The sequence below is a fragment of the Desulfobaculum sp. genome, assembly GCF_054921475.1.
The window spans coordinates 1-12,758 of record NZ_JBUDSW010000091.1 but is presented as its reverse complement, the minus strand read 5'-3'; the positions used below and the strand labels follow the sequence as shown (position 1 = coordinate 12,758).

General features: G+C 59.8%; 7 protein-coding genes. 3 read left to right on the top strand and 4 right to left on the bottom strand.

The window, feature by feature from the left end:
• On the top strand, positions 1-2,073 hold a 2,073-nt coding region (locus ACY69P_RS07790), incomplete at its 5' end, for a hybrid sensor histidine kinase/response regulator (RefSeq protein WP_462327073.1).
• A gap of 232 nt (positions 2,074-2,305) precedes the next feature.
• On the top strand, positions 2,306-3,319 hold the full coding sequence (locus tag ACY69P_RS07785) for a nucleoside hydrolase (protein WP_462327072.1): 1,014 nt from the start codon (positions 2,306-2,308) through the stop codon (positions 3,317-3,319).
• A 191-nt stretch (positions 3,320-3,510) separates the two neighbouring features.
• Here ACY69P_RS07785 and ACY69P_RS07780 read toward each other — a convergent pair whose 3' ends face one another.
• The 4 genes from ACY69P_RS07780 to ACY69P_RS07765 form a co-directional block, all read right to left on the bottom strand.
• Positions 3,511-4,656 (bottom strand): amino acid permease, encoded by a 1,146-nt coding sequence (locus ACY69P_RS07780; RefSeq protein WP_459899956.1) that lies wholly within the window; start codon positions 4,654-4,656, stop codon positions 3,511-3,513.
• 207 nt (positions 4,657-4,863) lie between these two features.
• The gene (locus tag ACY69P_RS07775) at positions 4,864-6,102 is read right to left on the bottom strand and encodes a Glu/Leu/Phe/Val dehydrogenase dimerization domain-containing protein (protein ID WP_459899955.1); all 1,239 of its coding nucleotides are present in this window, start codon (positions 6,100-6,102) and stop codon (positions 4,864-4,866) included.
• 131 nt (positions 6,103-6,233) lie between these two features.
• Positions 6,234-8,642 (bottom strand): acetate--CoA ligase family protein, encoded by a 2,409-nt coding sequence (locus tag ACY69P_RS07770; RefSeq protein ID WP_462327074.1) that lies wholly within the window; start codon positions 8,640-8,642, stop codon positions 6,234-6,236.
• A 78-nt stretch (positions 8,643-8,720) separates the two neighbouring features.
• Positions 8,721-11,219 (bottom strand): 2-oxoacid:acceptor oxidoreductase family protein, encoded by a 2,499-nt coding sequence (locus ACY69P_RS07765; protein ID WP_462327071.1) that lies wholly within the window; start codon positions 11,217-11,219, stop codon positions 8,721-8,723.
• 303 nt (positions 11,220-11,522) lie between these two features.
• Here ACY69P_RS07765 and ACY69P_RS07760 point away from each other — a divergent pair, with 303 nt between their 5' ends.
• Positions 11,523-12,260: a FadR/GntR family transcriptional regulator gene (locus ACY69P_RS07760; protein WP_459899953.1), complete on the top strand. Its 738-nt coding sequence runs from the start codon at positions 11,523-11,525 to the stop codon at positions 12,258-12,260.
• The last annotated feature ends 498 nt before the right edge of the window (positions 12,261-12,758 follow it).

The following is a 12,758-nucleotide window of genomic DNA, read 5'->3' as shown; positions in this document are numbered from 1 at the left end:
TGCGACGCGGCCGAAAGCGCAAATCAGGCCAAGAGCGCCTTCCTCGCCAACATGAGTCACGAGATACGTACGCCCATGAACGCCATTGTCGGCATGATTCATCTGTGCCGCAAAACCAAGCTCACCCCGCGTCAAAAGCAGTATCTGGAAAAGGCCGAGTCGGCCTCGCGCACGCTGCTTGGCGTTATTGGCGACATTTTGGACTTTTCCCGTATTGAGTCCGGCAGTCTGGAATTGGAGGACATCCCGTTCAGCCTGCAAAGCGTGATGGACCAGCTTGCGGACGTGACGGCCTTTTCCGCCCAGCGCAAGGGGCTGGAGTTCGTCATGGCTATCTCGCCCGATGTGCCGGATAACTTGCAGGGCGACCCGCTCCGCCTTGGGCAGGTGCTTCAAAATCTTGTCGGCAACGCGGTGAAGTTCACCAAGCGCGGCGAGATTTGCATTCAGGTGGACACGGAAAGGCGCGAGGGCGACCGGGTATGGATTCGCTTTACCGTGCGCGATACGGGCATCGGCATGAATAAGGCGCAGATTCAGCAAGTGTTTGAACCGTTTTTGCAGTCGGATATTTCCACTACGCGCCGCTATGGCGGCAGCGGTTTGGGGCTGTCCATCTCGCGGGCGCTCGTTGATATGATGGGCGGCGAAATCACCGTCACCAGCACTCCCGGCCATGGGAGCTCCTTTGCCTTTAGTGCGGCATTCCACAGCGGCAAGCGGAGCATCGTTGATGACCTTGCCATGCCCAAGGACCTGCGCAACCTGCATGTGCTTGTGGTGGACGACAGCCTCACCAGCTGCGCCTACATCAAGAATTGCCTTGAGTCCCTGTCCTTTCAGGTAAAGACCGCGACGTCCGGCCCGGAGGCGCTGGAGCTTCTGCGTGCATCGGCAGACCATCCCTTTGACCTTGCCATTGTCGATTGGCAAATGCCGGAGATGGATGGATTGGAAGTCGCGGTGCACATCCGGAACGATTTGAAATTGCCCAAAACGCCGGTCATCATCATTATGACTGCGTATGGCCGCGAAGAGGTTTCCCGTCAGATTGAAGATATGGACCTGGGCGGATTGCTGCTCAAGCCCGCAACGCCTTCGCTGTTGTATGACGTAACCTTGCAGGCCTTTGGCAAGGAAATCCGCGAAGGAGAGGAACCTCAAGCGCATCAGGCGCATGCCCCGAGCGAGGTGGAGACCCTCAAGGGCGTGCGGGTTCTGCTGGTGGAGGACAACGAGTTCAACCGTGACCTCGCGCGGGAATTGCTGACATCCGTCGGCATTGTCGTGGAGGAGGCAGGCAACGGCGTGCAGGCCGTGGAGTACGCCTCAACGCGGGAATTCGACATCATCCTTATGGATATTCAGATGCCGGAGATGGATGGCTACGAGGCCACGCGGCGCATTTCTGCCTTGCCGGACAAGCGGGGAGACGTGCCCATTATTGCCATGACGGCGCACGCCATGCGTGGCGACAGGGAAAAGAGCCTTGCCGCCGGGATGGTGGCGCATATCTCCAAGCCGGTTATCCCGCAGGAGCTGTATGACCTCATTGCCTATTGGGCAGGGCGGGGGAGTTACGAGGCGCCTACGGAAATGAGCAATGGCGGAAGCACGTATGAAGACCAAGAGCTTCGCCAAGCCATGACTATCGACTCCACCCTTGGCGAAGGCGACCACGAGGAAGAAGCTCTCCTTTCCACCCCCGCCATGGAGAGGCTCCCGGACCTTGATGTTCCGAGCGGGCTTATCCATTTCATGGGGAATAACACGCTGTACCAAGACATGCTCGGGTCATTCTGTGAGCAGTACGCAGGTATGGCGGACGACATTGCCGCCAAGCATGCCGAGGGCGACTATGAGGGCGCCGCAGCCCTTGCCCACAGCCTCAAGAGCGTGGCCGGGAACATTGGCGCGCATGGCTTGCAGGATGCGTCCTACCAGACCGAAATGTGCTTCCGCGAGCAGCGCACGGCAGATATGACCGAGAAAGTGGAAGCCTTCCGGCAGGCGCTCCAGACCGTCCTGTCATCCATCGAAATGTACCTTATGCAGGAGACGAGCGGCGTGTAATCCGCCGCGTGTGTGCCTTTCCCTGCTTCCTTCGTCTGTTTTCCCTTTTGTGTATGGCGGCTTTTGCCCGGCGCGGGGCCAGAGTCCCACGAAACCTGCGTGTTCTTCCCGGGTGGCGCCTTGGGCGCGCTACGGTGAGGGCGGCGTCTTTCCCCCTCGCCGTTCGCGTGCCGCGCGCTTTGCTGGGGTTGTTCAATGTTTTCAGCGGCCGGGGTCCATGGTACAAGGACACATGCCTATCCCTCTACTGCTTGATATGGACAATGCGTGCGGCATCCCTGCCGCGGATGTGGATGATGCGCTGGCCCTTGGGCTGGCGCTTGCTTCGCCGGAGCTTGAGCTTGTGGCCTGTACGGCGTGCGCCGGAAACTGCCGCGCGGCCGAGTCCTACGCGGCAACGCGCTACATGCTCCATCTGGCCCGCCGCGAGGCCGTACCGCAGGGCCTTGGCACGGATGCGCCGCTTCGCCGCGACAGGACGCGGCATTTTCAGTATCTGGACAGCAAGCGCGATGCGGCGGCCTCGCTGCTTTGGGAGAACGTGCCCCCCATTCCCGCCCCGCCAGTTGTTCCGACCGAGGATTCCGCCACCGCCTGCATCATTGAAGCCGCGCGGCGGCACCCTGGAACACTCGTCATCGTCGCCACCGGGTCGCTGACGAATCTTGCCCTCGCCATCGAGCAGGAGCCGGAGCTGGTTTCGCAGGTGGCGGGAGTTGTGCACATGGGCGGTGCGTGGCCCTGCCCAGAAGGCGAGGCGGGCTGGGAAGATTCCACACCTGACATTCCCGCCGAGGTCTGGCGCGATGTTCTGCGCTTTAATCCGCTGTACGATCCCGAGGCGTCGCAGTTGGTCTTTGCCTCCGGCATTCCTGTGACCATTGTGCCCGCCAACGTCACCATGCAGTGCGTCATGCCCCCAAGTGCTCTGGAGCCGTGGCGGGACGGCGTGGACCCCCTTGTGCGCTTTTTGCGCCGCGCCGCTCAGCCGTGGATGCGTTGGAGCCACGATGTGCGCGGCCTGAGCGGTATGCACATGCATGACCCCCTCGCCCTCGCCGTCGTCCTCTGGCCCGACCTGTTCACCACTCGCACCATGCATATTGACGAAGCACGCCTTCTGCGCCCCGACGCAACCTTTCTTACAGACTCCGGCAATGGTCCGGCTGTCCACGTGGTCACCAGCGCTGACCATGAAGCCTTTCTTGGGCGCTTTGTGGACCGTGTGCGGTCCTTTGAGCCGTAAGGCCGAGGAAGGGAAGAGCACGCCTCAAGCAGGGTGCGGGGGCCGCTTTTGACCACCTTTCAGATGTGTTGCGTCACATGCTGACGCCACAAAGGCCCGCGCCAGCACCCCATGCGCTCCGCAATGAAAAGGGCCCTCTCCCGTCACGGTGGGAGGGGGCCCTTTTGCCGGTGGTCGCTATGGTCTGCGGGCTACAGGTAGTTGGCAGTAATAATCAGGATGCCACACAGAAAGCTCAGGACGAGAGCGGGGCGGCCGCCGGCGACTTGGAAGACCTTGTCTTCGGCGTTGACGCGCATCTTCCAAGCCATGACACAGGGAAGAAGAATAGCGATGACGCTGAGCGCGGTTCCTGCGTGTGCCAGCGCGCTGATGAATCCATCCGGTGCGAGCAGGGACGCGCAGAGCGTGGGGATGAAGATCATCGCGCTGGTTCCGGCGCGGCCGACGCGGTCGTTCTTGCGGTGGAAGGTCTCGGCCACAAAGTCAAAGAGGCTGAGGGATACACCGATGAACGAGGTCAGCAGGGCAACGAGGGCGAAGAGGGAGAGGACATTCTGTATCCACGGCGTACCTTGACCGAGAATGCCGATAAGTTGGTCCACGTTGCTCAGGCCGGCCAGCGCGTCCGGGGTGACGCCGCCGAGGGAGACCATAAGCCACGCCAGATAACACACCAGCGGCAGGGTGCTGCCAAGGGTAATGATGATGACAAGGGGCTTCTTCTTGGCTCCCACAATGTTCACCACGCTGGGGATGGACGTCTGGAATCCAAAGGAGGTGAACAGCACAGGAATGGCAAGGAGAAAGATCCGTTGGTCCGCATTGCCAAGGCTGAGGTTGGAAAAATCAAGCGTGGTGCCCAGGCTGGTGAAGCTGAGCAGCATGGAAATAATCATGGAAATGAACAGCACGTTGTTGATGGAAAGGATAGCCTTTGTTCCGGCGTAAAAGACAATGGCGCTTATGACCGTGAAGAGGATGGACGCCACTGGCTGACTGAGGCTGGTATTGCCGGAGATAAGGCTGCCCATGCCGGTGATGTACGCCACCAGCAGACAGTAGAGCAAAAACAGCACGCTGATGGTGGTGATAATCTGACCGGGCCTGCCGAGCACGGCATAGGACATGTAATTCAGGTGCACGCCTTTGCCAAAGTCGAGGTTGATCTCCAGCAGGAGCAATCCGGCATACGTGGCAATGATCCAGACCAGAAAGAGTGCCAAACTGCCCATGGTAAAGCCAAGACAGCCAATGCTCATGGGGAGTCCGAGCATGCCCGCGCCAATGGAGGTCCCCGCCACGATGCACGTGGCGCCGAGGTATTGGGATTTCATGATGTCCTCTTTTGTACAGCTCTTGGGGTGGTAGTAGTGGGTTGGAATGCTGACGGTGCCTTATCGTGGCCCGGGGCAACAGGCCGATGGGCCAGTGGGGTCTGAGCTGCTCAATGGTGCTTTGCGCGCAAGCGGTACATTTCCGGTCTGGGTCTGTGGAGCGGGACCCACGCCGCAACGTGGCGGCGCAGGTCCCGTGGCTGAATGTTAGTTCATGATCTTCTTGATAAAGAGCTCAAGGGCGGTGGCGGTGCGGCCGGTCTTGCCGGTTGCGTGCTCGTGCACGGCCTTGAGGGCGTTGTAGATGGTGTTGGTGGTGTCTTCAAAAATGGCTTCGGTGTTGAGGTCCACCTTGGCGCTCATGAAGTAGTTGAAGGCTCTGGCCATGCCGCTGTTGGCGATGAAGTCCGGAATCACACTGAAGTTCTGGTCCGCAAACTCGGCGGTGGGGCCGTAGAAGATTTCATTGTCATTGAAGGGCACGTTTGCGCCACAGGTGATGAGCTCCAGTCCACTGGCCTTCAGGGCCTTCAGGTTATCCATGGTCACCAGACGGGAGGCCGCGCAAGGCATGAAGACGTCTGCGCCCACGTTCCACACGAGCTTCTGGGTCTCCTCGCAGGAGAGGGGATGCTCGGTGTTCAGCGTGTTGCCGTTGCGGTTCAGGAACAGCTCGCGCACCTGCTCAAAGGTGAGGCCGTCCTTTTCCACAAGGCCGCAGCCGCGGTCGATAATGCCCACGATCTTTGCGCCGTTCTGGGCGGCGTAGTAGGCGGCGGTGGCGCCCACGTTGCCAAAGCCCTGCACGATGACGCGCTTGCCCTTCAGGGACGAGCCGTACAGCTCGTAGAAGATGCGGGCGGACTCGGCCACGCCCCAGCCGGTGATGAGGTCGGCCACGCAGTAGCGGCGCGAGGTGTCCGGGGAGTACTGCGGGGAGTACACGGGCAGGGACACGCCGCCGCGCAGCTGGCCAATCTTCTGGATGCGCAGGTCGTGGTCGTCGGCAAAGTGGCCGTTAACCACGCCTTCCAGCGGATGCCACAGGCCGCACATTTCAGTAAGGGGACCGACTTCCTTCAGCTCGTCCACGTTCAGGTCGCCGCCGGTGCCGTAGTAGGACTTCAGCAGGGGCGAAACAGCCTTGTACCAGCGCCTGAGGACGTCTTCCTTCCTGGGGTCCGTGGGGTCGAAGTTGATGCCGGACTTGGCGCCGCCAATCTGCGGGCCGGACACGGCGAACTTGATTTCCATGGTCTTGGCAAGGGAGACAACCTCATGCTTGTCCAGCCCCTTCCTCATGCGGGTACCACCGCCAGCGGCGTTGCCGCGCAGGGAGTTGATGACCACCCAGCCTTGGGCGTCGGTTTCGGAATCGTTCCATTCAAAGACGATGTTAGGAGTGTGCTGTTCAAACTGGGTCAGGAGTTCTTTGACGTTGCTCATCTGGCTTCTCCGTAGAATTAGAAGTGTTTGAGATCTTTCACCAAGAGGCAAACTTAACAGCAGTGACAGCAGGGAACTTGATAATTCCGGGCGGGCGTCCGAGACGTTCGTCCTGAAGCCTCTCCCTGTGGTCAGTCGTCAATCTCCGCTTTTCTCATGCGCTCAGCGGCAAGGCGGGCCTCCAGATACAGGGCCAGCGCGGCTACGCCGTGGTCGCAGGTGGAAAAGACGGGGATGCCGTACGAGTTGATGGCATCGCGCATGGGGTTGAACAGGCGGCCGCCGTCAATGATGCCGATGACCGGTTTCGTCCATGTGCGGGCCTTTTCGCCGATGATGGAGACAATGCTCCCGGGGTCGGCCATGTCGAACATGGGGTTGTCTGTATCTTTCAGCGTGTGCATGGACGGACCCATGGGGCCAAGGCCAATGACCAGGGCGTCCACGTTGGGGTCCTCCACAAGGGCTTCGGCCAAGGTGGCGTGGGCCTCGTCGTCGCTGGAAGGGGTGATGTCCAGAGGGTTGGCAATGGACACAAGGCTCTGGAGGCGCTTGGATTCCAGAATTGCGCTGATTTTCTCCTTCGTCTCCGGGGCGTAGGAGGCAAGGCGCATGGCGTAGTCGTCGGAGTGGATGGAGTCGGCCATGCCGACCACCTCAAAGCCTGCGCTGCTGACGGCGGCAAGGCGGTTGCCGGTGACAGCTTTGCCGGAGAGGTTCTCGGCCAGCAGGAAGATGTCCTGAAATTCCGAGAAGGTGCGGGCCACGGTGGCGCCAGCGGCGCGCACGCAGGATTCGCAGACCATGTAGTCCCCCGCGAGGGAGGCCGTGTGGCCGCTGGTGGCGTTTTTGCCTTCCGGAGTGCGTCCGGCCTTGTAGAAGATGACTTCCTTTCCCGCGAGCACCGCTTCGCGCACGGCGGCGCAGAATTCCAGCCCGTCAAGGTCGTTGAAGCCCTCGGCGTACACGGCGATGACGTCTACCTCGTCGGAATCCATGAAGTATTTCATCAGGTCGCCAAGGGTCAGGTCCGTCTGGTTACCGATGGACAGCATGTAAGCGGGGTTCAGCTCCGGGCACTGGCTGATGCGGTGGAGCATAAACGCGCCACTCTGGCTGATGAAGGCGGAGCGGTGGTAGGAGCGCTCGCGGTCCTTGGGGAGCTTTTCGTCCGGGATGAACCACGTGTCGTATTTGCCGGGGTGCGAGACCACGCCCATGCAGTTGGCGCCGATGAAGACCGGGCCGCCGCCTTCGGTGGCGTGGGCGTCGTTGATGGCCTCGATGATTTTTTCCGCGCGCTCGCGGCTTTCCTCGGTTTCGCCAATGCCGCCGGGGATGAGCATCACGCTGTTGGCGGCGTCGCGTTTGATCACTTCATCCACAAGGTCCGGCACATGGGCAGCGGCAATGGCCACCACCAGCAGGTCCAGCTTGTGCGGCAGGGAGGCAATGTCCGGATAGCACGGCACGCCGCCTACTTCGTCCGCGCCGTCCTTGAGGACGCAGACTTTGTCCTTGGGGAAGCCCTCGGCAAGGATGTTGTCGAGGATAATGCGTCCAAAGTTGCGCCGTTTGGTCGAGACGCCGACAATGCCGATGCTCTCGGGATGCAGCAGGTTGTGGATTTTCGCCACGGGGCGGGAGTTTTCCGGCGTTTCGGGGTGCGAGAAGCGGCACATGCCGTCCAGCGGCACCATGAGGAAATCCGTAAAGGCGTAGGGGTTGATCTCCATTTCCTCAATACTGACGGGCGCGTCCTGGTTGGCGGCGGAGTAGTGGCGTCCCATTTCGATCATGGACGAGAAGCATTCCATAAGCTGTTCGTCCGTGACCACCCGGCGCTGGCCGCGGGTGAGGCCCGCCAGTTTGCGGTACGAGATGGTGCGCTTGAACTGCTCAAAGAATTCCTCGCCGGTCATAAGCTCGCACGAGGCCGCGACAATGGCTTGGCCCTTGCGGAAACGCTTGGCGTAGAGTTCGGTATCCGTGCCGCCGAGTCCGGCGCTGATAACCATGCCGAATTCACGCGTGTTGCGCAGGCCGACGATAAGCTCGTTGCCAAAGGCGCTGGAGTCCGGGGGCATGAACTGGACCATCAGCACGCCCTTGATGTCGCTGTGTATGGCGTTTTCCAGTTCTTCGCCTGTGAGGCCGTCGTAGGCTTTTGGGGCGTGGGCGGGGTTGGCCGTGATGTCCTGCGCGAACTTGCGCGGCACGTCGTAGAGCATACGGCGCACGGCGGAGCGGATGGCGTTGGCGTCTTTATCCACAACGCGGACGCCGCCGACTTCTGTCTTGTGGACGATGTGCTCCGAGACGATTTTGAGGACAACCTTGTCCCCGGGCAGGGCGAGCAGTTCGTCGTCCGAGGTGCGCGCGCCGGTGGGAAGCAGCACGCACTTGGGCGGGGTTTCCGCTCCGGAATTGCCGAGCAGGTTGTACACCTCGTACTCGAAGAGGGTGGAGCGCCCTTCACGGTGCACGCCTGTGAGCAGGTCCGTGATGGCGTCGAAGTCGATGGAGGTGCCCATATTCATCTTCATGTCGGTTCTCCTGATTCTGCGTGGGAGGTGCGGGCAGAAGGCCGGAGGATCACGCCTCCTGCCCGGCGGCCTCTAGAGCATGTCTCTTCCGGCGTTGAAGGCCGCGTAGTTGGCGGCCCAGATGGCGGGCGTGGGGCTGACTTTCTGCAAGGCGGCAAGCCACAGTTCGGCCGGGAATTCCTTCCACGGTCCAAGGGTGCTCATGGCGCCTATCATCACCACGTTGGCGCTGCGGCCTACGGTGTCGCCTAGGTCCATGGCCTTGCCCAGCACATCCAGATGCACAACGTTGTAGCCGTCAAGGGCGGCGCTGAGTGCCTCGGCAGAGGGGTAGTCCTCGCGCCCCGCGCCGTAGGGGAGCACCTGCGTGCCTGCCAGCAGGATGGTGCCGTCCGGGCGCAGCATGTCGAGGAAACCGGGGCGGAGTACTTCGCTCTGCTCCATACTCACCAGACAATCCGCCGTGCCGGGCAGAAGGATGGGGGAGCAGACCTTGCCGCAACTGAATGTGGAGATGACCGGGCCGCCCATCTGGGCCATGCCGTGGGTCTCGCCCTTGACGACGTTGGTGTCGTCGTATCCGGCCAGGAAGGCCAGCTGGGTGAGAACGCGGCCAAAGAACAGATTGCCCTGACCGCCCACGCCGCGGATTGCGACGGCGATTTTTTCCGGAAGGGTAAGGGACGAGAGGTCGGGCGTCTCTACCGATTCGGGGGCGGCGGGCAACTGTGGCTTGGCGGATTGTGATTTGTCAGACTTCTTGAGGGGCGAAATGGCCCCAACGGGACACATCTGCGAGCAGGCGGCCGTCTGGCTGACGCAGCCCGTACACAGGTTGTTGAAGGAGGGCAGCCCCTCGTCGTCGGCCTGAATGCCGGGGCAAATCTGGCACATGCCGCAGCGCTTACACAGCTCTGCGTCCACGGTCATCTTGGTGCCGTAGGCGGATTTGGGGACCTTGCGGATGCAGGTGCCCTTGACCACAAGGGTGGTCAGGTGGCCGTCTTCAGCGTCCTGCAGGGCGGCGGTCAGGGCTTTGCGGATGCTCTTGCGGTCATAGCCGCTGACTTCCACAACCCGCGCGCCGTGGGCCTTAAGCGTGTCCTGCAAATTGAATGTATTGGGCGTGCCAGCGAGGTTTTCGGGCGAGGTGGGACCGGGCTGACCACCGGTCATGGCGGTCCACTCATTATCAAGTATGACCTTTACGCCCGGAACTTGGTGAAAAAGGGAATTTCGGGTACTGTCAAGGCCGCTGTGGCACTCCGTGCCGTCGCCGAGAAGGCTGATGCATTTCGAGGCCTTATCCGGATTGGAGATAACGTACCCGGCGCGGTTGCTTTCGCTTGCGCCCATGGCTACGCAGGTATCTACGGTATCCATGAAGTACAGCAGCGTGTTGCAGCCGATGTCGCCGAAGCAGGCTTCAATTTTGCCCTTCTTGCGCAGGCTCTTCACGGTTTCGCCAAACAGGCGGTAGGGACAGCCCGCGCAAATCATGGGCGGGCGGTTCAACGGCGCGACGGACAGGGACTTCTGCTTGGGAAGCTCCAGCCCCAGCGTCTGGGCTACGGCTTCTGGCGTCCACTCCGTGCGGGTGTCCGTCGGCGCCTTGCCGAGGACAGAGAGCCCCGCGCGCTGCAGCTCTTCCTGCACGTAGCGGTAGCCGTCTTCAATGACGTACACCGGGCCGTCGATGGCCTTGCAGAATTCGGCGATGCGGTTCATGGGCAGGGGGTTGGTGAAGCCGAGGGACAGGATGTCCATGTCCACACCAAGGGCGAGCTTCGTCTCGCGGACCATGAGTTCCGTTGCGCCGTAGGTGATGACGCCGAGCTTGCCGTTTCCCTTCTCCCAGCGGTTCAGGGGGCTGTTTTCCACCATCTCGATGAGGCCGGGCATGCGCTCCGTCAGAACGGAATCATAATGCCTGCGGGCGCTGACGGGCAGGGTGTTGAAGGCCTTGAGCGGAACGTCCGGGACGAGACGCTCGCGGGTTTGCTGCTCTTTAAGTCTGACAAGACCTTCGCTGTGACACAGGGTGCCGCTGGGCATAACCACCACGGGGGTTTTGAACTCGCGGCTGATGTCCGCCGCAATTTCCGCAACCTCGTGCATTTCCTGATGGTCTCTGGGTTCGATGATGGGGGTGAAACAGCTTTTGATGAAGGGGCGCGGGTCCACAAGGTGCTGGGTGGAGCTGGGCGTAAAGTCCGAGGCCACATAGTACACGAGCGCGCCGCGCTGCTTGTCGAAAAATGCTGCACTGCTGAAGGTGTCGCCTGCTTGGTACAGGCCGGGAATCTTCATGGTGACAACGCTGTCCTCACCGGCGAGGCTGTGTCCGAATCCCACGGCCGTTGCCGTGGCTTCGCTGACGGACCAATGCGTGGAAATCATATCCTGAACATGGCGCAGGCCCTTGTCGATGACTTCAGTGCTGGGCGTTCCGGGGTAGCCGTCCACGGAGTGGATGCCCGCCCGTACGCAACCAACGGCGAAGGCGATGTTGCCCTGCATGACCACAGCGTCGCCAGCTGGTCTGGTACAGAACTCTTTAATGGGATTCATGACTCATTCTCCTTGAGAAGTGGCGCGTTAAGAAATCGTAGCGTGAGCCCGTGATCAGCTTGTGTTGAGTTCAGGACTATTTAAAGTATGACTTTTTGTCAACGGGCTGACAGTTTTTTTGTGATTAATATGCTATTTTCTCCATACGATATCCGAACTTATTCAGTATGGAATTTGCGAAAGGCCTTTAATTACGGGATTTTGCAAGAGGGATGGCGAGGGCTGCGAGAATGGGTAAGGCATCAAATTAATTGTTTGACATAATGCCTATGATGTATCAGTTTACACTGGAAGGAGATTGACATGTCAGAGAAAAGCACGGTGGAGGTGAAGGTGCGCAGCGCGACACGTTGCGATGATATTGTGGCCTCGTTGAAGCAGGATATTCTGCTTCAAAAGTATGTCCCGGGGGACCTGCTTCCAAAAGAGGAAGAACTGGCGCACAGCTTTGGTGTGAGCCGCCCGATGGTTCGAGAGGCTCTCAGTATTCTCAAGACCAAAGGGTACCTCATTTCAAAACGCGGAAAGAATGGTGGGACGTTCGTCCAGAATGTGGTGGAATCCAAGGAAATGGGCAGTGTGTTTGAAGATCTCATCCTCATGGGGCGCATGAAGATAGAGCATCTGCTCAGCGCGCGCCTGCTTATTGAGCCCGAAGTGGCCCGCCTTGCCACCATGAACGCAACAACAACCGATCTGCAGCATCTGTCAGACCTTAATGAAAAGGTGGCAACAGGCGATGACCTCGCAGAAAAGACAGACAACAACATTGCGTTTCATGTCTACCTTGGCAAACTCAGCGGAAACCCGTTCTATGAAGTCTCCATAAGGAGCTTTATGAACTTTACCCGCATGTTTTCAGAGATGGTGGATTTTACCGAGCCGTACGTACATAACGACAAGGCACATAAGGAAATATTCCAAGCCATGATGCGACGCGACCCGCATCTTGCCTTTGAACGCATGTTTGTGCACGTCTCCAGCATGAAGAATGCTCTCACTTCGCAGGAGCATCTGTACCGCGACGTGCATTTCTCGTAATTTGAGTTTCGTATATGGAAGGGAATACGGGAGCAGGCTCTGCCTGTTCCCGTATTTTTTGTTCTTTTTACAGCCTCGCCCCGCACCGTAGACGCAGCGGCGTTATACATCCCCATCGTCAAAGTATGACGTTATCCCTATAAACGCACCCATATTCCCCCGCGTCCATTCCCCGCCCGCACTCCAGCCTTCATATCACGCCATATCCGCGCACAACAGCAGGGCCTTCGCCTTCCGTTCGTTGGCCTTGTATATGGCTACAGAGTCAGAGAAAACGCCCTGTTGCGCAGTAGCACGTAAGGTATGGATTGACATATTTCACGTCAGCCTCCACATCGTGCACGCTGTGCCTGTTGCCATCCAGAATGCAGACTTGAGGGCGCCGGAACATCTTTAATGTCAGACTTCATGCGAAGAGATTTGCCTCCGGCGGGTTAAGGGAATGATTCCCTTAACAATCCTCAGGTTTTTGGGTGCGGAAGCCGCCCCCAAAAAAGG

Excerpts from the sequence above, each read along its gene's own strand:
- ACY69P_RS07785 (WP_462327072.1), top strand. The coding sequence starts at position 2,306 with ATGCCTATCCCTCTACTGCTTGATATGGACAATGCGTGCGGCATCCCT.
- ACY69P_RS07780 (WP_459899956.1), bottom strand. The coding sequence starts at position 4,656 with ATGAAATCCCAATACCTCGGCGCCACGTGCATCGTGGCGGGGACCTCC.
- ACY69P_RS07775 (WP_459899955.1), bottom strand. The coding sequence starts at position 6,102 with ATGAGCAACGTCAAAGAACTCCTGACCCAGTTTGAACAGCACACTCCT.
- ACY69P_RS07770 (WP_462327074.1), bottom strand. The coding sequence starts at position 8,642 with ATGAATATGGGCACCTCCATCGACTTCGACGCCATCACGGACCTGCTC.
- ACY69P_RS07765 (WP_462327071.1), bottom strand. The coding sequence starts at position 11,219 with ATGAATCCCATTAAAGAGTTCTGTACCAGACCAGCTGGCGACGCTGTG.
- ACY69P_RS07760 (WP_459899953.1), top strand. The coding sequence starts at position 11,523 with ATGTCAGAGAAAAGCACGGTGGAGGTGAAGGTGCGCAGCGCGACACGT.